The sequence below is a fragment of the Pseudomonas sp. St29 genome (assembly GCF_001547915.1).
GTDB lineage: Bacteria > Pseudomonadota > Gammaproteobacteria > Pseudomonadales > Pseudomonadaceae > Aquipseudomonas.
Genome location: NZ_AP014628.1, coordinates 2092365 through 2117060 on the forward strand (window position 1 = coordinate 2092365; position 24696 = coordinate 2117060).

Annotated in this window: 21 protein-coding genes; 15 read left to right on the plus strand and 6 right to left on the minus strand. The window is 62.2% G+C overall.

Features of this window, described 5'->3' with window-relative positions; genetic code table 11:
* Positions 1–28: 28 nt before the first annotated feature.
* From PST29_RS09590 to rloA, 3 genes are read right to left on the minus strand one after another with little or no spacing between them, the layout of a single operon-like run.
* Positions 29–1015, minus strand: coding sequence for an alpha-L-glutamate ligase-like protein (locus tag PST29_RS09590; protein WP_060838276.1), 987 nt, complete (start codon positions 1013–1015; stop codon positions 29–31).
* Positions 1015–2547 carry an osmotic stress tolerance membrane protein RloB gene (rloB, locus tag PST29_RS09595; protein ID WP_060838277.1) on the minus strand — a complete coding sequence of 511 codons (1533 nt, stop codon included), beginning with the start codon at positions 2545–2547 and terminating at the stop codon, positions 1015–1017. The genes PST29_RS09590 and rloB overlap by 1 nt, the downstream gene beginning before the upstream one ends.
* A 5-nt stretch (positions 2548–2552) precedes the next feature.
* A complete protein-coding gene (gene rloA, locus PST29_RS09600) occupies positions 2553–3089 on the minus strand; it encodes a retropepsin-like aspartic peptidase RloA (protein ID WP_060838278.1) in 537 nt (178 codons plus the stop codon).
* Positions 3090–3356: 267 nt separating this feature from the next.
* Between rloA and PST29_RS09605 the strand changes: the two genes are divergently transcribed.
* The 6 genes from PST29_RS09605 (at position 3357) to prpD (ending at position 12075) form a co-directional block, all read left to right on the plus strand.
* Positions 3357–4079: a GntR family transcriptional regulator gene (locus PST29_RS09605; protein ID WP_060838279.1), complete on the plus strand. Its 723-nt coding sequence runs from the start codon at positions 3357–3359 to the stop codon at positions 4077–4079.
* Positions 4076–4969 carry a methylisocitrate lyase gene (prpB, locus tag PST29_RS09610; RefSeq protein WP_011060181.1) on the plus strand — a complete coding sequence of 298 codons (894 nt, stop codon included), beginning with the start codon at positions 4076–4078 and terminating at the stop codon, positions 4967–4969. Before PST29_RS09605 ends, prpB begins: the two co-directional genes overlap by 4 nt.
* 161 nt (positions 4970–5130) lie before the next feature.
* Positions 5131–6258 (plus strand): bifunctional 2-methylcitrate synthase/citrate synthase, encoded by a 1128-nt coding sequence (gene prpC, locus PST29_RS09615; protein ID WP_060842923.1) that lies wholly within the window; start codon positions 5131–5133, stop codon positions 6256–6258.
* A gap of 199 nt (positions 6259–6457) precedes the next feature.
* Positions 6458–9052 (plus strand): Fe/S-dependent 2-methylisocitrate dehydratase AcnD, encoded by a 2595-nt coding sequence (acnD, locus tag PST29_RS09620; protein WP_060838281.1) that lies wholly within the window; start codon positions 6458–6460, stop codon positions 9050–9052.
* A 61-nt stretch (positions 9053–9113) separates the two neighbouring features.
* Positions 9114–10304, plus strand: a complete 1191-nt coding sequence (prpF, locus tag PST29_RS09625) for a 2-methylaconitate cis-trans isomerase PrpF (protein WP_060838282.1) — start codon at positions 9114–9116, stop codon at positions 10302–10304.
* Between the two features lie 286 nt (positions 10305–10590).
* Entirely contained in the window at positions 10591–12075 is a 1485-nt protein-coding gene (gene prpD, locus PST29_RS09630; RefSeq protein ID WP_060842924.1) for a 2-methylcitrate dehydratase, read from the plus strand.
* A gap of 110 nt (positions 12076–12185) precedes the next feature.
* Here prpD and PST29_RS09635 read toward each other — a convergent pair whose 3' ends face one another.
* Positions 12186–13154 (minus strand): DMT family transporter, encoded by a 969-nt coding sequence (locus PST29_RS09635; protein ID WP_060838284.1) that lies wholly within the window; start codon positions 13152–13154, stop codon positions 12186–12188.
* A 93-nt stretch (positions 13155–13247) separates the two neighbouring features.
* Here PST29_RS09635 and PST29_RS09640 point away from each other — a divergent pair, with 93 nt between their 5' ends.
* Positions 13248–14672: an aminotransferase-like domain-containing protein gene (locus PST29_RS09640; RefSeq protein ID WP_060845089.1), complete on the plus strand. Its 1425-nt coding sequence runs from the start codon at positions 13248–13250 to the stop codon at positions 14670–14672.
* A gap of 74 nt (positions 14673–14746) precedes the next feature.
* Here the strand turns inward: PST29_RS09640 and ppsR are convergent, their stop codons facing one another.
* Positions 14747–15565 (minus strand): posphoenolpyruvate synthetase regulatory kinase/phosphorylase PpsR, encoded by an 819-nt coding sequence (gene ppsR, locus PST29_RS09645; protein WP_016964354.1) that lies wholly within the window; start codon positions 15563–15565, stop codon positions 14747–14749.
* Between the two features lie 174 nt (positions 15566–15739).
* On the opposite strand from ppsR, the gene ppsA reads away from it, so the two are divergent.
* The 8 genes from ppsA to PST29_RS09685 all read left to right on the plus strand — a co-directional run bounded on the left by ppsA (position 15740) and on the right by PST29_RS09685 (position 23876).
* Positions 15740–18115: a phosphoenolpyruvate synthase gene (ppsA, locus tag PST29_RS09650; protein ID WP_060838285.1), complete on the plus strand. Its 2376-nt coding sequence runs from the start codon at positions 15740–15742 to the stop codon at positions 18113–18115.
* 103 nt (positions 18116–18218) lie between these two features.
* Positions 18219–19208, plus strand: coding sequence for an alpha/beta fold hydrolase (locus PST29_RS09655; RefSeq protein WP_060842925.1), 990 nt, complete (start codon positions 18219–18221; stop codon positions 19206–19208).
* A 253-nt stretch (positions 19209–19461) separates the two neighbouring features.
* A complete protein-coding gene (gene rraA, locus PST29_RS09660) occupies positions 19462–19953 on the plus strand; it encodes a ribonuclease E activity regulator RraA (RefSeq protein ID WP_009042919.1) in 492 nt (163 codons plus the stop codon).
* Between the two features lie 25 nt (positions 19954–19978).
* Positions 19979–20974: a zinc transporter ZntB gene (locus PST29_RS09665; protein WP_016964356.1), complete on the plus strand. Its 996-nt coding sequence runs from the start codon at positions 19979–19981 to the stop codon at positions 20972–20974.
* A gap of 63 nt (positions 20975–21037) precedes the next feature.
* Entirely contained in the window at positions 21038–21283 is a 246-nt protein-coding gene (locus PST29_RS09670) for a hypothetical protein (protein WP_060838289.1), read from the plus strand.
* 2 nt (positions 21284–21285) lie between these two features.
* Positions 21286–22110 carry a mechanosensitive ion channel family protein gene (locus PST29_RS09675; RefSeq protein ID WP_016964357.1) on the plus strand — a complete coding sequence of 275 codons (825 nt, stop codon included), beginning with the start codon at positions 21286–21288 and terminating at the stop codon, positions 22108–22110.
* Between the two features lie 87 nt (positions 22111–22197).
* Positions 22198–22788: an RNA polymerase sigma factor SigX gene (sigX, locus tag PST29_RS09680; protein ID WP_011060195.1), complete on the plus strand. Its 591-nt coding sequence runs from the start codon at positions 22198–22200 to the stop codon at positions 22786–22788.
* 107 nt (positions 22789–22895) lie between these two features.
* The gene (locus tag PST29_RS09685) at positions 22896–23876 is read left to right on the plus strand and encodes an OmpA family protein (RefSeq protein ID WP_060838290.1); all 981 of its coding nucleotides are present in this window, start codon (positions 22896–22898) and stop codon (positions 23874–23876) included.
* 77 nt (positions 23877–23953) lie between these two features.
* Here PST29_RS09685 and cobA read toward each other — a convergent pair whose 3' ends face one another.
* Positions 23954–24694 carry a uroporphyrinogen-III C-methyltransferase gene (gene cobA / locus PST29_RS09690; RefSeq protein ID WP_060842926.1) on the minus strand — a complete coding sequence of 247 codons (741 nt, stop codon included), beginning with the start codon at positions 24692–24694 and terminating at the stop codon, positions 23954–23956.
* Between the last annotated feature and the right edge of the window lie 2 nt (positions 24695–24696).

Consider the following 24696-nt stretch of genomic DNA (forward strand, 5'->3'; position numbering starts at 1 on the left):
TTGCCTTCGCACCCCGCGGCAGCCGTTATCAGCCTTCCACCGGCGGAATATGACCGAACAGCTCCTGGGCGAAGCGCACCCGCTCTTCGACGCTTTCCACGATGCCGCGGGTCTTGAGTTGCTCAAGGTGGGCTTCGATGGCGTGGGTACGCTGGGTCAGGCCGCAGTCGTTGGCGATCTGGATGTTCAGCCCGGGACGGGCGTTGAGTTCGAGAATCAGCGGGCCCTTGTCCTGGTCCAGGACCATGTCCACGCCGATGTAGCCCAGGCCGCAGAGCTCGTAGCAACCGGCCGCCAGCTTCATGAAACCGTCCCAGTAGGGCAGTTGCACGCCGTCCACGGCGTTGGTGGTGTCCGGGTGCTTGGTGATGATGTTGTTCAGCCAGGTGCCGCGCAGGGTCAGGCCGGTGGCCAGGTCGACGCCGACGCCGATGGCGCCCTGGTGCAGGTTGGCCTTGCCCCCGGACTGGCGGGTCGGCAGGCGCAGCATGGCCATCACCGGATAGCCCATGAGCACGATGATGCGGATGTCCGGCACGCCTTCGTAGCTGATGCTCTTGAAGATCTGGTCCGGGGTCACCCGGTACTCGATCAGCGCGCGGTCGCGGTGGCCGCCCAGGGAGTACAGGCCGGTGAGGATGCTGGAGATATGGTGCTCGATTTCCTCGTGGCTGATGATCTTGCCCGACACCGTGCGATAGCGGCCCTCAAAGCGGTCGGCGATCACAATGATGCCGTCACCGCCGGCGCCTTGCGCCGGCTTGATCACGAAGTCGTTGCGTTCACCGATGATCGCGTCGAGCTTGTCGATTTCCTTCTCGGTGGAGATCACCCCGTACAGTTCCGGCACATGGATGCCGGCCTTGATCGCCCGCTCCTTGGTGATGATCTTGTCATCGACGATGGGGTACAGGCTGCGCTTGTTGTACTTGAGCACGTAGTCGGCGTTACGCCGGTTGATGCCCATGATTCCCCGCGCTTCCAGGGCTTTCCAGGTCTTCCACAGGCCGAACATCAGGAGTCTGCCTTGACGAAGGCTTTGAAACGCACGAGTTCGGTCAGGCGGTAGCCGCGATAGCGACCCATCGCCAGCATGAAGCCCACCAGGATCAGCAGCATCGCCGGGAAGGTGAAGACGAAGTACGTCAGCTCCGGCACGCTCATGATCAGGTGCGCCAGGGACGCGGCGAACAGGGTGCCGATGGCGACTTTCATCGCATGGCCGGCGCCGCGCTCTTCCCAGGTGATGGACAGGCGTTCGATGGTCATGGTCAGGATCACCATCGGGAACAGCGCCACCGACAGGCCGCGCTCCAGGCCCAGCTTGTGGCTGAACAGGCTGATGGCGGCGATCAGCACCACGACGAAGGTCAGCACCACCGACAGCCGCGGCAGCATCTGCAGTTTCAGGTGTTCCAGGTAGGAGCGCAGGGACAGCCCGAGCGCGGTGATCACCGTGAACAGCACGATACCGAAGCCCAATTGGGTTTCGCGGAACGCCAGGGCGATCAGTACCGGGGTGAAGGTGCCCAGGGTCTGCAGGCCGATCAGGTTGCGCAACACCAGGATCACCAGCACGCCGATGGGGATCATCACCATGATCATGAAGGTCTGCTGGGTCTGCAGCGGCAGGCCGTAGAGCGAGTATTCGAGGAAGTTGGCGTCGGTGTTCTCGTCGGTCAGCTTGGCCAGGCGAATGGCGTTCATTTCGCTGTTGTTGAGGCTGAAGGTGACGTTGGCTTTCTTGCCGCCATCGACGGTGATCAGGTTGTCGTCACCGGTCCACCACAGCAGGCGGTCGCTGGGCATGCCCTGCTCGCCGGTTTCCGGGTTGAAGTACAGCCAGTCGGTGCCATTGAAGCTGCGCAGCCAGAGCTCCGGGGTCTGCGGCTGGTCGGCCACCAGGCGGATGGTGTGGACCTTCTCCATCGGCACATGGGCAATGGACAGCAGCAGCTCGACGATCTTGGCCTTGTTGGCGCTGGACGTGTCGCCGGCCAGCAGCAGCTTGGCGTTGTCGTCATTGGCGTTGTTGACGCGCTTGATGGCTTCGCTGATGAAGGTCTCGACGTCCGCCGAGTGCTGGCGGATCGGCGCCAGCAAGGCTTCGGCGGCAATCTTTTCCGGGCCTTCCACGGCCATGCTGTCGCGGAAGGTCGGGCCCTTGATCTTGGATTTCTCGGCGCTGTAGCGCTTGGTCAGCACCAGGCGGTAGTACAGGGTCTGGTTGCCCTTGGCCCGGCGCGCCGACCAGGTGACCTTGCGGTTGCCGTCGACGCGGTTCACCGCCACCCCATAGTTGTTGGAGATGAAGCTCTCGTTGAGGCTCACGTAGTCGCGGCTCAGGGGCGGCACGAACATCTGGATCTTGATCGGGTCCTTGCCGTTGGCGACGAACTCGACCTTGGCATCGATGTTCCACAGATCGTCGGTGGCGTCTTCGGTCACTGGAATGCCCAGCACGAAGATCTGATAGGCCGTGATCGAAATGCCCAGCACCACCAGGATGGCGATCAGGACTTTCAGATGAAGGGTAAGAGAGCGCATTGGAATTACTCTGCGGTATGAGCGTCGGTGGCGCAGGCGGGTTTGCCAGCAGCGTATTTAAGACTGGGGTCGACCAGGGCATCGAAGCGTTTCAGGGCTTCGGAGCCAATCAGCAGCGGGTATTGGAAGGCGCTGCGGTCGGTCAAGTTCACTTCGATGCTGCGCAAGGCGCTGCCCATGCACACATCCAGGGCGATCACCGGCCGGGCGGTGTAGTTCTTGTCTTCATCGGGGTCATAGTCGCCGGCGCGGCGCTTGATCTTGCTGACCCGGGCCAGAGGCCGCTCGATGGGGTGGCTGTGGGCGGTGTCGATGGCCAGGTAGAAACGCACCCAGGATTCGCCATTGCGCTTGAAACGCTTGATGTCGCGGGCACTCAGGGACGCGGTCTTGGCGCCGGTGTCGAGCTTGGCCGCGACTTCCAGGTCAATGTCCGACAACCGTGCGTATTCATTCAAACCGTAGACAGTCTTGCCGGCGGCGGCGCTGATGCCGGGAAGGGCAAGCAGGCAGAGGAGGGGGGGGAGGGCCTTGAGTCTCATAGATCCTGATGGGCATGGGTTCTTCAATTCAAGGCGACCGGCATTGCTGCGCAAGCTCCCTCGTGTGCGTGCCATAAAAAGATGACAGGCCAATGCGGGCGGCATTCTAGCATGCTGGTTTTGCCGCGCCAGGGCTGGGGGCGGGCCTTTTGTCTCGTTTTGGTGCAAAGGGTTATTAGACGATTGTCGACAATCTCAATTTTTCCTTTGACTGTTTTCGGGGTATTGGCTAGTTTTTGCCTCATTGATTTTCAAGGTGTCGACAATATGCTGGATCAACTGGAACATCCGCTGCCGGCGCAGGACGATTCTGAAACCCTGTCCGAAAACGTCTTCCGGCGTATCCAGGCCGCCATCGTCAAGGGCGAGATCGCCCCGGGCAGCAAGATCTCCGAACCGGAATTGGCCCGAACCTACGGCATCAGTCGTGGCCCGTTGCGCGAGGCCATCCACCGCCTGGAAGGCCAGCGCCTGCTGGTGCGGGTGCCCCATGTCGGCGCCCGGGTGGTGTCCCTGAGCCACGCCGAACTGATCGAACTCTACGAAATCCGCGAATCCCTGGAAGGCATGGCCTGTCGCCTGGCGGCGGAGCGCATGACCGGCGAGGAGATCGACGAACTGCGCCGGGTGCTCGATACCCACGAGCGCGATGCGGCGTTCCAGGCCGGCGTCGGCTACTACCAGCAGGAAGGGGATTTCGACTTCCACTACCGGATCATCCAGGGCGCGGGCAATCGCACCCTCACGCAGATGCTCTGTGGCGAGCTGTATCAGCTGGTGCGCATGTACCGCATCCAGTTTTCCGCGACCCCCAACCGCCCGCACCAGGCCTTTGCCGAACACCACCGGATTCTCGATGCCATTGCCGATCGCGACGGCGAACTGGCCGAGTTGTTGATGCGCCGCCACATCGGCGCCTCGAAACGCAATATTGCGCGTCACTACCAGGACAGCGCCCATCAGACAGCCACTCCACGAGGTGAGTCATGAGTTCCAACAAGAGCACTCCAGGCCAGCGTTTCCGCGATGCGGTCGCCAGCGAACAGCCGTTGCAAGTGGTCGGCGCGATCAACGCCAACCACGCCCTGCTGGCCAAGCGCGCCGGTTTCAAGGCTATCTACCTGTCCGGTGGCGGGGTCGCCGCAGGCTCCCTGGGCGTACCTGACCTGGGCATCACCGGCCTCGACGACGTCCTCACCGACGTGCGCCGCATCACCGACGTCTGCGACCTGCCGCTGCTGGTGGACGTGGACACCGGCTTCGGCTCCTCGGCCTTCAACGTGGCCCGCACCGTCAAGTCGATGATCAAGTTCGGCGCCGCGGCGATCCATATCGAAGACCAGGTCGGCGCCAAGCGCTGCGGTCACCGCCCGAACAAGGAGATCGTCTCCCAGCAGGAAATGGTCGACCGCATCAAGGCCGCGGTGGATGCCCGCACCGACGACAGTTTCGTGATCATGGCGCGCACCGACGCCCTGGCGGTGGAAGGCCTGGAGTCGGCCCTGGAGCGCGCCGCGGCGTGCATCGAGGCCGGTGCCGACATGGTGTTCCCGGAAGCCATCACCGAGCTTGAGATGTACAAGATCTTCGCCGACCGGGTGAAGGCGCCGATCCTGGCCAACATCACCGAATTCGGCGCGACCCCGCTGTACACCACCGAACAACTGAAATCCGTGGATGTTTCCCTGGTGCTGTACCCGCTGTCGGCGTTCCGTGCCATGAACAAGGCGGCGGAAAACGTCTACACCGCGATCCGTCGCGATGGCACCCAGCAGAACGTGATCGACACCATGCAGACCCGCATGGAGCTCTACGAGCGCATCGACTACCACAGCTTCGAACAGAAGCTCGACGCGCTGTTCGCACAGAAGAAAGGTTGAATGAATGCTTGCTCGCGACGGCCGTCAACGCTGACGCGCAGCCCCTGACTCGCTGGGGCGCGCGGGCCTGGATCGCGAGCAAGCTCGCTCCTACAGTGTCGGGGTGAGTCCCGACCAACGAAGTTGCCAAGTCCCTAACAAATTCAAGATTGGAGAGAGCAATGGCCGAAGCAAAAGTATTGAGTGGTGCAGGTCTGCGCGGCCAGGTCGCCGGGCAAACCGCGCTGTCCACCGTGGGCCAGGCCGGTGCCGGATTGACCTACCGCGGCTATGACGTGCGCGAACTGGCGGCCGATGCGCAGTTCGAGGAAGTCGCCTACCTGTTGCTGTACGGCGACCTGCCGACCCAGGAACAGCTGGCCGCCTACAGCGCCAAGCTGAGCAAGCTGCGGGATCTGCCGCAAGCCCTGAAGGAAGTGCTGGAGCGAATTCCGGCCCAGGCCCATCCGATGGACGTGATGCGCACCGGTTGCTCGTTCCTCGGCAACATCGAGCCGGAGAAGGACTTCTCCCAGCAGCACGATGTCACCGACCGCCTGCTGGCGGCCTTCCCGGCGATCATGTGCTACTGGTACCGCTTCAGTCATGAAGGCGTGCGCATCAACTGCGTCAGCGACGAGCAGACCATTGGTGGCCACTTCCTGCACCTGCTGCACGGCAAGAAGCCCAGCGACTTGCACGTCAAGGTGATGAACGTCTCGCTGATTCTCTACGCCGAGCACGAGTTCAACGCCTCCACCTTCACCGCCCGGGTCTGTGCCTCGACCCTGTCGGACCTGTACTCGTGCATCACCGCCGCCATCGGTTCGCTGCGTGGCCCGCTGCACGGTGGCGCCAACGAAGCGGCCATGGAGCTGATCGAGCGCTTCCACAGCCCTGAGGAGGCGACCGCCGAACTGCTGCGGATGCTGGAGCGCAAGGACAAGATCATGGGCTTTGGCCACGCGATCTACAAAGACAGCGACCCGCGCAACGAGGTGATCAAGGGCTGGTCGAAGAAGCTGGCTGACGAAGTCGGTGACAAGGTGCTGTTCCCGGTGTCCGAAGCCATCGACAAGACCATGTGGGAGCAGAAGAAACTCTTCCCCAACGCCGACTTCTACCACGCCTCGGCGTACCACTTCATGGGCATCCCCACCAAGCTGTTCACCCCGATCTTCGTCTGCTCGCGCCTGACCGGCTGGGCCGCCCACGTGTTCGAGCAGCGGGGCAACAACCGCATCATCCGTCCAAGCGCCGAGTACGTCGGCGTTGAACAGCGCAAGTTCGTGCCAATCGAACGCCGCTGACCGGGAGGGCGCCGGCGCTGTGGCTTGAATGCTCCACACCTGTTGGAGCGAGCTTGCTCGCGATCGCGATGGATCAGCCGACAGCCATGTCGGATCGGATTCAGTCATCGCGAGCAAGCTCGCCCCACAAGGGATGGATGCCCATTCAGCCCCGTGCCGGACGCTCCCTTTGAAACTACCGTGATCGAGTCCCCTGACCATGAACACTGAATTTCGCAAGACGCTGCCCGGCAGCCAGCTGGACTATTTCGACGCCCGTGCGGCGGTCGATGCGCTGCAGCCCGGGGCCTACGACAGCCTGCCCTACACCTCCCGCGTACTGGCGGAAAACCTGGTGCGTCGCTGTGATCCGGCGACCCTCAACGCCTCCCTCGGGCAACTGATCGAACGCCGCGACGACCTGGACTTCCCGTGGTTCCCGGCCCGCGTGGTGTGCCACGACATCCTCGGCCAGACCGCGCTGGTGGACCTGGCCGGCCTGCGCGACGCCATCGCCGACCAGGGCGGTGACCCGGCCCTGGTCAACCCGGTGGTGCCGACCCAGCTGATCGTCGACCACTCCCTGGCCGTGGAATGCGGCGGTTTCGACCCGGACGCCTTCGACAAGAACCGCGCCATCGAAGACCGGCGCAACGAAGACCGTTTCCACTTCATCAACTGGACCAAGAAGGCCTTCAAGAACGTCGACGTGATCCCGCCGGGCAACGGCATCATGCACCAGATCAACCTGGAGAAAATGTCCCCGGTGATCCAGGTGCGCGACGGGGTGGCCTTCCCTGATACCTGCGTCGGCACCGACAGCCACACCCCCCACGTGGATGCCCTGGGCGTGATCGCCATCGGCGTCGGCGGCCTGGAAGCCGAGAACGTCATGCTCGGTCGCGCTTCGTGGATGCGCCTGCCGGAAATCATCGGCGTCGAGCTCACCGGCAAGCTGCAACCGGGGATCACCGCCACCGACATGGTGCTGGCGCTGACCGAGTTCCTGCGCAAGCAGAAAGTGGTCGGGGCCTGGCTGGAGTTCTTCGGCGCAGGCGCCGCGGCCCTGACCCTGGGCGACCGCGCCACCATCTCCAACATGGCCCCGGAATACGGCGCCACCGCGGCGATGTTCTACATCGACCAGCAGACCATCGACTACCTCAAGCTCACCGGTCGTGAAGACGAACAAGTGCGTCTGGTAGAGAGCTACGCCAAGCACACCGGCCTGTGGGCCGACAGCCTGAAGAGCGCGCGTTACGAGCGCGGCCTGCAGTTCGACCTGTCGTCGGTGGTGCGCAACATGGCCGGGCCGAGCAACCCCCACGCTCGGGTCGCCACCCGCGACCTGGCGGCCAAGGGCATTGCCGGGCAGTGGTCCGAAGTGCCGGGGCAGATGCCCGACGGCGCGGTGATCATCGCCGCCATCACCAGTTGCACCAACACCAGCAACCCGCGCAACGTGATCGCCGCCGGCCTGCTGGCGCGCAACGCCAACAAGCTGGGGTTGACCCGCAAGCCGTGGGTCAAGTCGTCCCTGGCCCCGGGTTCGAAAACCGTGGCCATGTACCTGGAAGAAGCCGGCCTGGGCCATGAGCTGGAGCAGCTGGGCTTTGGCGTGGTGGCCTTTGCCTGCACCACCTGCAACGGCATGTCCGGCGCCCTGGACCCGGTGATCCAGAAAGAGATCATCGATCGCGACCTGTACGCCACCGCCGTGCTGTCGGGCAACCGCAATTTCGACGGGCGCATCCACCCTTATGCCAAGCAGGCGTTCCTGGCTTCGCCGCCGCTGGTGGTGGCCTACGCGATTGCCGGCACCATCCGCTTCGATATCGAGAAGGACGTGCTGGGCCTGGATGCCGACGGCCGGGAAATCCGCCTCAAGGACATCTGGCCGAGCGACGAAGAGATCGACGCCGTGGTCAAGTCAGCGGTCAAGCCGGAGCAGTTCCGCAAGGTCTACATCCCGATGTTCGCCATCCACGAAGACACCGGCCCGAAAGTCGAGCCGCTGTACGACTGGCGCCCGCAGAGCACCTACATCCGCCGTCCGCCTTACTGGGAAGGGGCGCTGGCCGGGGAGCGCAGCCTCAAGGGCATGCGCCCGCTGGCAGTGCTGCCGGACAACATCACCACCGACCACCTGTCGCCGTCCAACGCCATCATGCTCGACAGTGCGGCCGGTGAGTACCTGGCGAAAATGGGCCTGCCGGAAGAGGACTTCAACTCCTACGCGACCCACCGTGGCGACCACTTGACCGCCCAGCGTGCGACCTTCGCCAACCCGAAACTGTTCAATGAAATGGTCCAGGAAAACGGCAAGGTCAAGCAGGGCTCCCTGGCGCGGATCGAGCCGGAAGGCAAAGTGACGCGGATGTGGGAAGCCATTGAAACCTACATGCAGCGCAAGCAGCCGCTGATCATCATTGCCGGCGCCGACTACGGCCAGGGTTCGTCCCGCGACTGGGCGGCCAAGGGCGTGCGCCTGGCGGGCGTGGAAGCCATCGTCGCCGAAGGCTTCGAGCGCATCCACCGCACCAACCTGGTGGGCATGGGCGTGCTGCCGCTGGAGTTCCTCGCAGGCACCGACCGCAAGACCCTGGGCATCGACGGCACTGAAACCTACGACGTGATCGGCGAACGCACGCCACGGGCGCAGTTGACCCTGGTGATCAACCGCCGCAATGGCGAGCGGTTGGAGGTGCCGGTCACCTGCCGCCTCGACACCGCCGAAGAAGTGTCGATCTACGAGGCGGGTGGGGTGCTGCAACGCTTCGCCCAGGACTTCCTGGAATCGGCCGTAGCCAGCTAAGCAACGTACCGGGGGCGGGCCGCAAGGCACCGCCCCCGGTCATTATCGGGACCTGAAATTCATGGCATTTGTAGCGCAGATCAAGATTCCCGCCACCTACATGCGTGGCGGCACCAGCAAGGGCGTGTTCTTCAACCTCAAGGACCTGCCCGAGGCGGCCCAGCTGCCGGGCGCGGCCCGCGATGCCCTGCTGCTGCGGGTGATCGGCAGCCCCGATCCCTATGACAAGCAGATCGACGGCATGGGCGGCGCCACCTCCAGCACCAGCAAGACGGTGATCCTGTCCAAGAGCATCAAGGCCGATCATGACGTCGACTACCTGTTCGGCCAGGTGGCCATTGACAAGGCCTTCGTCGACTGGAGCGGCAACTGCGGCAACCTCTCGGCGGCGGTCGGTTCGTTCGCCATCAGCAGCGGCCTGGTGGACCCGGCACGCATTCCGCAGAACGGCGTGGCGGTGGTGCGTATCTGGCAGGCCAATATCGGCAAGAGCATCATCGCCCACGTGCCGATCACCAATGGCGAGGTTCAGGAAACCGGTGATTTCGAGCTGGACGGCGTGACCTTTCCGGCGGCCGAAGTGCAACTGGAGTTTCTCGATCCGGCGGCCGAGGAGGAGGGCGCCGGCGGTTCGATGTTCCCCACCGGCAACCTGGTGGACGACCTGGAAGTGCCCGGTGTCGGCACCTTCAAGGCGACCCTGATCAACGCCGGGATTCCAACGATCTTCGTCAACGCGGCGGACATCGGTTATCGCGGCACCGAACTGCAGGGCGACATCAATGGCGACCCCAAGGCCCTGGCGATGTTCGAGACCATCCGCGCCCACGGTGCCTTGCGCATGGGCCTGATTCAGCACCTGGACCAAGCCGCCCAGCGCCAGCACACGCCGAAGGTGGCCTTTGTCGCGCCGCCGGCGGATTACCAGGCCTCCAGCGGCAAGGCGATCAAGGCCGGGGACGTCGACCTGCTGGTGCGCGCCCTGTCCATGGGCAAGCTGCACCACGCGATGATGGGCACTGCCGCAGTCGCCATCGGCACCGCGGCGGCGATTCCGGGGACCCTGGTCAACCTGGCGGCCGGTGGTGGTGCGCGCAGCGCGGTGCGTTTTGGCCACCCTTCGGGCACCTTGCGCGTTGGCGCCGAAGCCACCCGGAACGGCGATGACTGGACCGTGGTCAAGGCCATCATGAGCCGCAGCGCGCGGGTGCTGATGGAAGGCTGGGTGCGCGTGCCCGGCGACAGTTTCTAAGCAGAGTCGTGTCGGTGGTGGTGGCGGGGCTTAAGGTGGCGCGGGAGCTTGCTCCCGCTCGGCCGCGCAGCGGTCGTAAGCCCTGAGTTCGCGATTGACCTGTTGCAACGCATGGACCGCCTTTGGGGCGGCTGTGCCACCCAGCGGGAGCAAGCTCCCTCGCCACCACCGCCAAGCGTGACGTTGTTATTGAATCGCTGAGCAGGCGCAGACCTGCGATGCCGTTATTGACCTGTACCTGAGGAATCACCGCTACCCACAACCTTGCAACAGGAGTGAAGCCCTCATGAGCGCCAACGTAGACCTGAACAACCGTCCCGAGTACGACCAGGTCCTGCAGGACATCGCCGACTATGTCCTGACCTATTCCATCGACTCCCAAGAAGCCCTCGACACCGCTCGCAACTGCCTGATGGACACCCTGGGCTGCGGCCTGCTGGCCTTGCGTTTTCCCGAATGCACCAAGCACCTGGGGCCGTTCGTCGAAGGCACCGTGGTGCCCTTTGGTGCGCGGGTGCCCGGCACCAGCTACCGCCTCGACCCGGTAAAGGCGGCCTGGGACATCGGCTGCATCGTGCGCTGGCTGGACTACAACGACACCTGGCTGGCGGCCGAGTGGGGGCATCCTTCGGACAACCTCGGCGGGATTCTGGCGGTGGCCGATCACCTGTCGCAAAAGCGCGTGGCCAATGGCGAGGCGCCGCTGACCATGAGCGATGTGCTCAAGGCGATGATCATGGCTCATGAGATTCAGGGCGTGATGGCCCTGGAAAACTCCTTCAACCGCGTCGGGCTCGATCATGTGCTGCTGGTGAAAGTCGCCTCCACCGCCGTCTGCGCCCAACTGATGGGGGCCGATCGCGAGCAACTGCTGGCGGCGCTGTCCCAGGCCTTCGTCGATGGCCAGGCGCTGCGCACCTACCGTCATGCGCCGAATGCCGGTTCACGCAAATCCTGGGCGGCGGGGGATGCAACCAGTCGCGGAGTGCGCCTGGCGGATATCGCCCTGCGCGGCGAGATGGGCATTCCCGGGGTGCTCAGCGCGCCGCAGTGGGGCTTCTATGACGTGCTGTTCAGCCATACCAACAAGGACCTGGCGCTCAAGCCCGAGGGCCAGCGGCAGTTCAAGCTGGCGCAGGAATACGCCAGCTATGTGATGGAAAACGTGCTGTTCAAGATCAGCTTCCCGGCGGAGTTTCATGCGCAGACCGCGTGTGAGGCGGCGGTGATCCTGCATCCGAAAGTGCGCAATCGCCTGCACGAAATCGACCGCATCGTCATCACCACCCATGAGTCGGCGATCCGCATCATTTCCAAGGTCGGGCCGCTGGCCAATGCCGCCGATCGCGATCACTGCCTGCAATACATGACCGCCGTGCCCCTGGCCTTCGGCACCCTGGTGGCCGAGCACTATGAGGACGACTTTCACGCCGCGCACCCGATCATCGACCAGTTGCGCGAGAAGATGCAGATCGTCGAGGACCCGCGTTACACCCGGGAATACCTGGAAGCCGACAAGCGCTCGATCGCCAACGCGATCCAGGTGTTCTTCAAGGACGGCTCCAGCACCGAACAGGTGGCGGTGCAATACCCCATCGGCCACCGGCGCCGCCGCGCCGAAGGCATCCCGCTGCTGGAAGACAAGTTCAAGGCCAACCTGGCCACGCGCTTCACCGCCCAGCGCGCGACGCAGATTTTCCAGCTGTGCAAGGACCCGGCACGGCTGCAGGCGACGCCGGTGCACCGGTTCGTCGACCTGCTGGTGATCTGAGGCCGTTCCCTCCCTTGTAGGAGCGAGCCTGCTCGCGAAGCATGTCAAGGATGACGCGGACTTGCCGGGCGAACGGGGTGCCCTCAGAAGCATCGCGAGCAAGCACGCTCCTACGGATTTTCCTGGGGTTGGGCGGCTGTTTTGGACAGCCATTTATCCAGCGGCAATTTGGTGATGGCGAAGCCGCCGAGCAGGGTCGAGGCATACAGCAGCAGATCGCTGGACAGGCTCAGGCCTTCGTACCAGGCGCCGATGATCACCGCGAACACCGGGAAGATGATGAAGACGAAGGACAGGATCACCGGATTCAGGCGTTTGAGCAGGAAGAAGTAGACGATAAACCCGCCCACCGAGGCGACCAGTCCCAGGTACAGCAGGGCGCCCCAGGAGCGGGGGCTGATGGCCGAGTAATCCGGGTTTTCCATCCACAGGCCGGCCAGGCACAGCAGCAGGCCGGCGATGCCGATGGGCAGGGCGTTGTAGGTGATGACGCTGATGGCGCTCCCGTGTTTTTTGGTGACGACGTAGCACAAGGCATGCAGCAGCGCCGCGCCGAGAATCGCCAGCACTCCCGAGAGTTCGTTGTGATCGTTGAGCAGGCCCTGGCCGCGGATGATCTGGAACAGGCTGGCAAAGCCGACGGCGATGCCGAGTACCTGCGCCAGGTGGATTTTTTCCCGCAGCAGCAGAGCGGAAAAGATCAGGATGAACACCGGCATGCAGCTGAACAGCAGGGCGGTCAGTCCCGAGGACACGTGCACCTCGCCATAGTTGAGCAAGGTATAGGGCAGGCTGAAGTAGCACAGGGTGACGAACAGCAGGAAACCGCGGCTGCCCTTGGGGAACATCAGCGGCTCGCGGCGCAGCCAGGCAAAGCAGGCAAACAGCGGAAAGGCGATCAAGAAGCGCAGCCCCGCCGCGGTCAGGGGCGGCGTGCTGGCCACGGCCACCTTGATCCCCAGCCAGGTGGTGCCCCAGCTCAGGCAGACAATCAGGAACAGGGTGCAGGTCACCAGGGTGGCGAGCCAGTGGCGCGCAGGCACTTGAGCGGTCGGTGCTGCCGTGGTGGTTGTGGTCACGCTGACACTCCTTTCGTGATCGGTAATTGACCCCTATATTGAGCGGGTCATTTCCGGTGATTGAACCTGTAAAGCACGTTATTGGGGTAAATGATGGCTGTCAAAGTAAGTATTGACATGGTGTCAATGTTGCGTTCCGCCTTACACGAAGGGGCGGGGCCCAAGTACAAGCGCCTGGCCGACGCACTGGATCAGGGCATTGACCAGGGGCTGCTGGCCCCTGGCAGCAAGCTGTTTCCCCATCGCCAGCTGGCCGATCAACTGGGGGTGACCATTGGCACCATCAGTCGCGCCTATGCCGAGCTGGAGCGCATGGGGCAGGTGGTGGCGCGGGTCGGTGATGGCACCTACGTGCGTCAGGACGGCTTGCAGCGTTCGCGCGACGCCGGGTTTCGTCATGTTGGGGACGAGTCGCCCGCGCTGTTCGACATGAGCCGCAATACGCATATTCCCGGGGCGGAGAGCCGTTTGCTCGCTCAGGGCCTGCGGGCGCTGGCGGACGATCCCCAAGGGCTGCTGGAGGTGGCTCGCTACAGCCCGGAGGCCGGGCTGGCGCGCTATCGCGAGGCCGGCGCGCGCTGGCTGACCCAGGCAGGGTTGCAGGTCGATGCCTCGCAGGTGATTTGCGTCAACGGCGCCCAGCACGGCTTGCATATCGCCCTGCTGGCGCTGCTCAAGGCCGGGGATACCCTGGCCACCGAGCACCTGACCTATCCGGGCCTGATCAGTACCGCACGGATGCAGGGGATCAAGTTGCTGGGCCTGCCCATGGATGAGCAGGGGCTGCTGCCCGAGGCGCTGGAAGAGGCGTGCCGGCATCATCGGCTGGCGGCCCTGTATTGCACGCCGACCTTGCAGAACCCCAGCACCGCGGTGCAGACCGCGGCGCGCCGGGAGGCGATCGCCGACGTCTGCCGGCGGCACAACCTGTTGATTCTGGAGGACGAAACCCACGCGGTGCTGATGGCCCGGCGGCCGGCGCCGCTGGCGCATTTTGCCCCTGAGCGCACGGTGCTGATCAGCAGCTTGAGCAAGGCCGTGGCCGCGGGGTTGCGGGTCGGTTTCCTGTGCGGGCCGGCGCCGCTGGTGGGACGATTGGCCGCCGCGCTGCGGGCGACCTGCTGGATGGCCACGCCGCTCGCCCTGGAGCTGGCTGCCGGTTGGATCGACAACGGTATTGCCGAACGCCTGCGTCAGCAGCAAATGCTCGAGATCACCCGGCGCAAGGGGTTGGTGGCGGGGCTGCTACAGGGGTTGCAATGGCGCAGTCCAGAGGCCTGCCCGCATTTCTGGATCCGCGTTCCCGAGCCCTGGCGGGCCTCGGAGATCGAGGCGCACCTGAAGCAGCAGCACTATCTGGTGGCCACTGCCGAGACCTTTGCCGTGGGTCAGGCGGCGGTGCCGCAGTTCATTCGTGCCAGTGTCTGCAACACCACGGCCGATGATCGGAAGCTGACTGAGGGCTTTGCTGCCCTGGCGACGGCGTTACGCCAGGAGCGCGGATTGCCGGGGTGGTGACGGGGTGATGGGGGCAAGCCTTGTGGCAGGGACGATTCCTTGCCACATCGGGCGGGCTGAAGCCGTGGCGCGGCCTACTTGAAGCGGCGCTCCACGCCTTTTTCCACGAGGATCTTGGCCGAGATCTCTTCCACCGAGAAATGCGTGGAGTTGATATGGGGAATGTTTTCGCGGCGGAACAGGTTCTCCACTTCGCGCACTTCGAACTCGCACTGGGCGTAGCTGGAGTAGCGGCTGTTGGGCTTGCGCTCGTTGCGGATCGCGGTGAGGCGGTCGGGGTCGATGGTCAGGCCAAACAGCTTGTGCTTGTGGGCGCGCAGGGCATTGGGCAGTTGCAGGCGCTCCATGTCTTCTTCGGTCAGCGGGTAGTTGGCCGCGCGGATGCCGAATTGCATGGCCATGTACAGGCAGGTTGGGGTCTTGCCGCAGCGCGACACGCCCACCAGGATCAGGTCGGCCTTGTCGTAGTAGTGGGTGCGGGCGCCGTCGTCGTTGTCCAGGGCGAAGTTCACCGCCTCGATCCGCTCCATGTAGTTGGAGTTGTGGCCAATGGAATGGGACTTGCCGACGGAGTAGGAGGAGTGCTCGCTGAGCTCCTGTTCCAGGGGCGCGAGGAAGGTCGAGAAGATGTCGATCATGAAACCATTGGAGGTCGCGAGAATCTCACGAATGTCCTGATTGACGATGGTGTCGAAAATGATCGGCCGATGGCCGTCTTTTTCGGCGGCCATATTGATTTGTTGTACCATGGCCCGCGCTTTTTCCATGCTGTCGATGTACGGCCGCGTGAATTTGCTGAAGGTAATGTTTTCGAACTGCGCCAACAGGCTCTGGCCGAGGGTTTCCGCTGTGATACCGGTACCGTCGGAAATAAAGAAAGCAGATCGTTTCATTTGCGGCTTGGGCCTTAAGCTAGTGACGATTCTTGGATATGATAGGCGCGATTTGTCGGCCGGGAATGGCCCGCATTCTCACTTATTTTCCAGGTCCAGGCCATATAGCGGGCAAACGCTCCCCCGAGCAGCCGGCTTCTGAGCTTTTCCAACACAGTTAGTGGAGAGATCACCTTGGTAGAGTACGTAGTTTCCCTCGATAAGCTCGGCAAACACGATGTTGAGCATGTGGGGGGCAAGAACGCATCCCTGGGCGAGATGATCAGCAACCTCGCAGGTGCGGGCGTATCGGTCCCTGGTGGCTTTGCCACGACAGCTCAGGCTTATCGTGATTTTCTTGAGTTGAGCGGTCTGAACGACCAGATCCATGCCGCCCTCGATGCGCTGGATGTCGATGACGTCAACGCCCTGGCCAAGACCGGCGCGCAGATCCGTCAATGGATCATGGAAGCCGAGTTCCCCGAGCGCCTGAACACCGAGATTCGTACCGCCTTCGCCGCGCTGTCGGCCGGCAACCCGGAAATGGCCGTGGCCGTGCGTTCCTCGGCCACCGCCGAAGACTTGCCGGATGCCTCCTTCGCCGGCCAGCAGGAAACCTTCCTCAACATCCGTGGCGTGGACAACGTGATCCGTGCCGCCAAGGAAGTGTTTGCCTCCCTGTTCAACGATCGCGCCATTTCCTACCGCGTACACCAGGGTTTCGACCACAAGCTGGTGGCCCTGTCTGCCGGTGTGCAGCGCATGGTGCGTTCGGAAACCGGCACTGCCGGCGTGATGTTCACCCTCGACACCGAATCGGGCTTCCGTGACGTGGTGTTCATCACCGGTGCCTACGGCCTGGGTGAAACCGTGGTCCAGGGCGCGGTCAACCCGGACGAGTTCTACGTCCACAAGAACACCCTTGAAGCCGGCCGTCCGGCCATCCTGCGCCGCAACCTGGGCAGCAAGGCGATCAAGATGATCTACGGCGACGAGGCCAAGGCCGGTCGCTCGGTGAAGACCGTGGACGTGGACGCGGCCGATCGCGCACGTTTCTGCCTGACCGACGCCGAAGTCAGCGAGCTGGCCAAGCAGGCGATGATCATCGAGAAGCACTACCAGTGCCCGATGGATATCGAGTGGGCCAAAGATGGCGACGACGGCAAGCTGTACATCGTCCAGGCCCGTCCGGAAACCGTGAAGAGCCGTACCCAGGCCAACGTCATGGAACGCTACCTGCTCAAGGAAACCGGCACCGTCCTGGTGGAAGGCCGTGCCATCGGCCAGCGCATCGGCGCCGGCAAGGTGCGGATCATCAAGGACGTTTCCGAGATGGACAAGGTCCAGGCCGGCGACGTACTGGTTTCCGACATGACCGACCCGGACTGGGAGCCGGTGATGAAGCGCGCCAGCGCCATCGTCACCAACCGTGGCGGTCGTACCTGCCACGCGGCGATCATCGCTCGTGAACTGGGGATTCCGGCGGTAGTGGGCTGTGGCAACGCCACCGAGCTGCTCAAGGATGGCCAGGGCGTGACCGTTTCCTGCGCCGAAGGCGACACCGGCTTGATCTTCGAAGGCGAACTGGGCTTCGACATCAAGCAGAACTCGGTAGACGCCATGCCGGAACTGCCGTTCAAGATCATGATGAACGTCGGCAACCCGGACCGCGCCTTCGACTTCGCCCAGTTGCCGAACGCCGGCGTGGGCCTGGCCCGCCTGGAGTTCATCATCAACCGCATGATCGGCGTGCACCCCAAGGCGCTGCTGAACTACGCCGGGCTGCCGCAAGAGATCAAGGACAGCGTCGACAAGCGTATTGCCGGCTACCACGATCCTGTGGATTTCTACGTCGACAAGCTGGTGGAAGGCATCAGCACCCTGGCTGCGGCGTTCACTCCGAAGAAGGTCATCGTGCGTCTGTCGGACTTCAAGTCCAACGAATACGCCAACCTGATCGGCGGCAAGCTCTACGAGCCGGAAGAAGAGAACCCGATGCTGGGCTTCCGTGGCGCCTCGCGCTACATCAGCGAATCCTTCCGTGACTGCTTCGAACTCGAATGCCGTGCGCTGAAACGCGTGCGCAACGAGATGGGCCTGACCAACGTCGAAATCATGGTGCCGTTCGTGCGCACCTTGGGCGAAGCCAGCCAAGTGGTTGATCTGCTGGCTGAAAATGGCCTCAAGCGCGGCGAAAACGGTCTGCGCGTGATAATGATGTGCGAACTGCCTTCCAACGCCATCCTGGCTGAGGAATTCCTCGAGTACTTCGATGGTTTCTCCATCGGCTCCAACGACCTGACCCAGCTGACCCTGGGCCTGGACCGTGACTCGGGGATCATCGCCCACCTGTTCGACGAGCGTAATCCTGCGGTCAAGAAGCTGCTGGCCAATGCCATCGCCGCCTGCAACAAGGCCGGCAAGTACATCGGCATCTGCGGCCAGGGACCTTCGGACCACCCGGACCTGGCCAAGTGGCTGATGGAGCAGGGCATTGAAAGCGTCTCGCTGAACCCGGACTCGGTGCTGGAAACCTGGTTCTTCCTGGCCGAAGGTCAGGGCGCGGCGTAATCGGTGAACGAAGAGCCGGTCGCGCCCCTGGGCGGACCGGCTCTTGAAGATTCAAGCAGGGCGTGCTTCTTCTGGATGCCGCCCTTTTTTGTGCAAGAAGAATATGCAAAGCAGCAGCAACCTATTTCCCGTCGCCTTGATCAGTGCCGAGCGTCGAGGCGACCTCAGCGAAGATGTCTATCGCTTGAAACCCGGCAACAGTCCGGACCCTTCGGTCGAACTGGCCGTGACCCGCCTGGGGCTGGCGGATGAGCCGCAAGCCCGGGGCGTGCCTGTGGTTCTGCTCCACGGCAGCTTTTCCAACCGGCGCTTCTGGTATTCGCCCAAGGGCGTGGGCCTTGGCGCCTACCTGGCCCGTGCCGGTTTCGATGTGTGGATTCCCGAGATGCGCGGCCATGGCTTGTCGCGCCGCAATGCCGACTACCGCAAGAACCGGGTGGCCGACTATGCGCGCTACGATCTGCCGGCGATTGCCGCCTTTGTCCGTGAGCAAAGCGCCCAGATTCCCCACTGGATCGGTCATTCCCTGGGGGGCACTACCCTGGCGGCGGCGCTGGGCGGGCAGTACCTGGGTGAGGCGGGGGTGGCTTCGGCGGCGTTTTTCGGAACCCAGATCAGTCGGACCTACTGGCCGCTGAAAATCCCCATGGTGGAATGGGGCGGGCGCCTGCTCATCAAGCGCTTTGCCCAATTGTCCGGTTCTCGTCTCAAGCGCGGGCCGGAAGACGAGCCTATTGGCCTGGCCCTGGAAAGCATGCGCTGGCACGGCCTGTTCGGTCGCTTTGGCGATGCCGACCAGGACTGGTGGGCCGGGCTGGCGCAGGTGACGGTGCCGGTACTGGCGGTCAGTGCCGCCGGGGATCATCAGGATCCGACCTGGGCCTGTCGCAAGTTGTTCGATCAGTTGGCCAGTGAGCAGAAACAATTTATCTGCCTGGGGCGTGAGCTAGGGTTCAGTAGCAATTTCGGCCATGTCGAGATGCTGGTGAGCAAGCCGGCGCAGGCCGAGGTCTGGCCATTGGTGGCGCGCTGGCTCCAGGATCAGCAGACGCCGTTGCTGGCTTCTGCTGGCGAACAGGTGGCTGAGGTTTGAAGCGAGGGCTCTGACAAGGGCATTTCGTTGGATAGCGCTTGCGGCTAAGATATGACGCATTGTGCTGTTCTGGTCACATTCAGTTATTGAGTCGACTTTCCGTTCAGGTGGCAGGGCTGCAGATGCGCGACAGGCTGATCTGCTGCTTTGAGGGGCAGGTTAAACCTCGGCTTGCCGGAATCGTATGTCCAGAATGGCCCCCTGAAATGGCCGATACCTTCGATCGTGTTCTTTCTGCTACAGGAGTTTCTCGATGAATCATTACCTCACTCCCGACCTGTGCGACGCCTATCCGGACCTGGTGCAGGTGGTTGAACCCATGTTCAGCAACTTCGGCGGTCGCGATTCCTTTGGTGGTGAAATCGTCACCATCAAATGCTTCGAGGACAACTCGCTGGTCAAGGAGCAAGTGGAGCTCAAGGGACACGGCAAGGTGCTGGTGGTCGATGGCGGCGGTTCCCTGCGCCGTGCGCTGCTGGGAGACATGCTGGCCGAGAAGGCGGCGAAAAATGGCTGGGAAGGCCTGGTGATCTACGGGTGCATCCGTGATGTGGATGTCATCGCCCAGACCGATCTCGGGGTTCAGGCCCTGGCCAGTCATCCGATGAAGACCGACAAGCGCGGCATCGGCGATCTCAATGTGGCAGTGACCTTTGCCGGTGTGACTTTCCGTCCGGGTGAATATGTCTACGCCGACAACAACGGCGTGATCGTCTCGCCAAGCCCACTGAAGATGCCTGAATAAACCATTGGCCTGACAAGGGATGAGGATGTTCGAGGAAGACAACGCGCAATGGGGGCTGGTGCATGCCCTGGTGCTGGATGGTGAAGGTGGTGCGCGTTCGATAGCCCGGACTGAGCTCGACGATCTGCAGCTGCAGGCCCATGAAAGCCTGTGGCTGCACTGGGATCGCAGTCATCCGCAAACCCAGACCTGGCTGCGCCGCTCCAGCGGCCTGAGCGAATTCAGCTGTGATCTGCTGCTGGAGGAAAATACCCGGCCGCGCCTGCTGTCCTTGCCCGACTCGGAGTTGCTGCTGTTCTTGCGCGGCATCAATCTCAATCCGGGGGCCGAGCCTGAGGATATGGTGTCGGTGCGGATCTTCGCCTCTTCCCAGCGGGTGATTTCCCTGCGTCTGCGGCCTTTGCGCGCCACTGACGAGCTTTTGCTGCAACTGACCGAAGGCAAGGGGCCGAAAACCGCTGCCGAACTGCTCCTTTATATGGCCGAGTATCTGACCCATAAAGTGCAGCATCTGGTCAGCGACTTGTCTGAAGTGGTCGATGTCGAAGAAGAAAAACTGGATGCCGACGAACGGTATACCCCGGAGCACGGCAGCATTTTGCAGATACGACGCCGGGCTGCCGGGCTGAAGCGGTTCCTGGCTCCGCAACGGGATATTTTTGCCCAGTTGAGTCGGATAAAACTGCCCTGGTTTGCCGTCGACGATGGTGACTACTGGAATGAGTTGCACAACAGCCTGACCCGCTACCTGGAAGAGCTGGAACTGACCCGAGAGCGCGTGGGGCTTGTGCTGGAGGCCGAAGACCGGCGCTTGAGCGTGCGCATGAACCGCACCATGTACCGCTTCGGGATCATCACCGGGATCTTCCTGCCCATGAGTTTTCTCACCGGTCTTCTGGGGATCAACGTCGGCGGGATTCCGTTCTCCGCGAGCCCCTATGGATTCATCATCGCCTGCCTGCTGCTGGTGGCGGTGGCCCTCGGACAATGGTGGTTGTTCCGCCGTTTGCGCTGGGTGTGATGATGCGTCATGTGACCCGAATAAAACTGACCGCGTCTTTTCCAGACATCACCAGAGGTGCGTATGCACGATCCGTTTGAACAGTCTTTGCGTGACATGCTCAAAGCCTCGCCATCGAGCCGCGATGATGACGCCTGCCTGGGCCGCGTACTGAAAACCGCCAACCGCCAGGTGGGGGCGGGGGATCTGTTCAGCTTGCTGGGCCGCTGGCTGCCGGCGCTGATGATCGCCTTGAATAATGGATCGGCCCATATCGCGCCGGTATCCCGTCGTAAACCTTCTGCTCGCACTGCTGATAAGGCTGATTGAATATGGAACTTGATCTCTGGACGCAGAGCCTCGTCACGGCGATGACTGCCTTGTGGACCAAGGTGGCGAACTTCATTCCGAACCTGTTCGGCGCGTTGGTGGTGCTGTTGCTGGGCTTCGTGGTGGCCAAGCTGCTGGACACCTTGTTGTCGAAATTGCTGGCCAAGCTGGGTCTGGACCGTCTGATGGGCGGTACCGGCTTGACCAAATTGCTGTCCCGCGCGGGACTGCAGGTGCCGATCTCCACCTTGATCGGCAAGATTGTCTACTGGTTCGTCCTGCTTATATTTCTGGTATCTGCTGCTGAATCCCTGGGCCTTGAGCGAGTTTCGGCTACGCTCGACATGCTTGCGCTGTATTTGCCGAAGGTTTTCGGTGCTGCACTGGTGCTGTTGGTGGGGGTTCTGTTGGCGCAACTGGCCAACGGCCTGGTGCGCGGAGCAGCGGAAGGCGTAGGTCTGGATTACGCCAGTGGCCTGGGGCGCATTGCCCAGGGGCTGGTGATCATCATCAGTATTTCCGTGGCGATCAGTCAGTTGGAGGTCAAAACCGACCTGCTCAACCATGTGATCGTCATCGTATTGATTACCGTTGGTCTGGCCGTTGCGCTGGCCATGGGGTTGGGAAGCCGGGAAATTGCCGGGCAGATTCTTGCGGGAATCTATGTGCGTGAGTTGTACCAGGTTGGGCAACAAGTACGTGTTGGTGAGGTCGAAGGCCAGATCGAAGAGATTGGCACGGTTAAAACTACATTGCTGACCGAGGAGGGTGAGCTAGTCTCTCTGTCCAATCGGATCCTGCTGGAGCAGCATGTAAGTAGCCGCTAACCCGGCAAACCCTGCTAATGTATGCCGCCGCAAAATGCCCTCACCGGGTAGCGGCGGACATTGACCTGACTGTCGGCACGACTCGTTTTGAATAAAACCCAATCGCTATCCACGCGCTATGACCCCCGTGAGCTCTCTGATGAGGAGTTGGTTGCGCGCTCACATACGGAGCTGTTTCACGTAACACGCGCCTATGAAGAGTTGATGCGACGCTATCAGAGGACCCTATTTAATGTTTGTGCACGTTATCTGGGGAACGATCGGGATGCGGATGATGTCTGTCAGGAAGTGATGTTGAAGGTGCTGTATGGCCTTAAGAACTTTGAGGGTAAATCGAAGTTCAAGACATGGCTATATAGCATCACGTACAACGAATGCATCACGCAGTATCGCAAGGAGCGGCGCAAGCGTCGGTTGATGGACGCTTTAAGTCTTGACCCCCTCGAGGAGGCCTCTGAAGAGAAGGCGCCAAAACCAGAGGAAAAGGGCGGACTTGACCGCTGGTTGGTGCATGTGAACCCGATTGACCGGGAAATTCTGGTGCTACGATTTGTCGCAGAGCTGGAGTTCCAGGAGATCGCAGACATCATGCACATGGGGTTGAGTGCTACAAAAATGCGTTACAAACGTGCTCTTGATAAATTGCGTGAGAAATTTGCAGGCATTGCTGAAACTTAGTTCGGCGCAAATATCTCTTACGTCTAGGTGAGTTCTGATAGACTTACCGCCGAGTTGTCCCCCGGTATGTGGGACTGCTTTACAATCACCAGATGGGGATTTAACGGATGAAACTGAAAAACACCTTGGGCATTGCCATTGGTTCTATTGTTGCCGTGACTTCGTTCGGCGTTCTGGCGCAAGGCCAAGGCGCGGTCGAGGGTGAACTGTTTTACAAAAAACAGTACAACGACAGCGTTAATCACGTTGAAGACGGCTTCAACCCAGGCGCATCGATCGGTTACTTCCTGACCGACGACCTGTCGTTGAACGCTACCTACGACAAGACCAACCACACCCGTTCTAACGACGGTACTGGTAACCAGAAGATCAAAGGCGACAACTTCGGCCTGAACGCTCAGTACCACTTTGGTACCGTGGGTGACGCTCTGCGTCCATACGTTTCCGGCGGTGTTGCTCACAAGAGCATGACCAACGTGATCGCTGACGGTCACAGCGGCCGCGACCAGTCGACTTTCCTGACTGCAGGCGCTGGTGTTAAGTACTACTTCACCGACAACCTGTTCGCTCGTGCCGGCGTTGAAGCTGACTACAAGCTGGACAACGGCAAGTGGGACTACGCTCCTACTATCGGCCTGGGTGTGAACTTCGGTGGCAGCGGCGGCAAAGTTGCTCCAGCTCCTGCTCCAGCACCGGCTCCAGCTCCAGAACCAGCTCCAGAAGCTCCAGTTGCTGAAGTTGTTCGTGTTGAGCTGGACGTGAAGTTCGACTTCGACAAGTCGGTCGTCAAGCCTAACAGCTACGCTGACATCAAGAACCTCGCTGACTTCATGAAGCAGTACCCACAGACCACCACCGTTGTTGAAGGTCACACTGACTCCGTCGGTCCTGACGCTTACAACCAGAAGCTGTCTGAGCGTCGTGCAAACGCCGTTAAACAAGTTCTGGTCAACCAGTACGGCGTTGGCGCTAACCGCGTTCAATCCGTTGGTTACGGTGAGTCCCGCCCAGTTGCCGACAACGCAACTGAAGCTGGTCGCGCTATCAACCGTCGCGTAGAAGCCTCGGTTGAAGCTCAAGCTAAGTAATTAGCCTTGTAGCTTGGAAAAACCCGGCCTAGGCCGGGTTTTTCTTTGCCTGCGATTTGTCCGCCCAGAGCCTCGACTCAGGCTTGGCCGACGCAGACTTCAAGGGCGGACGCCGTGGCCGCCACAGCCCCAATCACCAGGATCGCCGGGCTTTTGAGCGCAAAGCGCTGGGCGTCCCGTTCCATCCCCGCCAGATCGCTGCGACATTCCCGCTGTTCAGGCAGCGAGGCGTTTTCAATCATCGCCACCGGCGTATCGGCCGCCAGGCCGCCTTCACGCAATTGCCCGGCAATCTCCGCCAGCTTGGCCACGCCCATGTAGATCACCAAGGTCGTGCCGCCTTGCGCCAGGGCCTGCCAGTTCAGGCGGCTGTCATCCTGAGTGTGCGCGGTGACCAGGGTCACTCCCCGGGCGACGCCGCGCAGGGTCAGGGGAATCTCGCAGCGCGTGGCGCCCGCCAGCCCAGCGGTGATGCCATTGACCAGTTCCACCTCGATGCCCCGTTCCCTGAGCCACTGGGCTTCTTCGCCGCCGCGACCAAAGATGCACGGATCGCCGCCCTTGAGGCGCACCACGCAGCGCCCTTGCCGGGCATAGCGCAGCATCAGGCGATGAATGAAGGCTTGCGGGGTAGAGCGGCATCCTCCCCGTTTGCCGACGGCAATGACCCGTGCCCCGGGGCAGTGCACCAGTACGGCGTGGTTCACCAGATCATCGATCAGTACCACCTCGGCCTCGCCAAGGGCACGCACCGCCTTGAGGGTCAACAGCTCCGGATCACCCGGTCCTGCGCCAACCAGCCAGACTTTTGCACTCATAT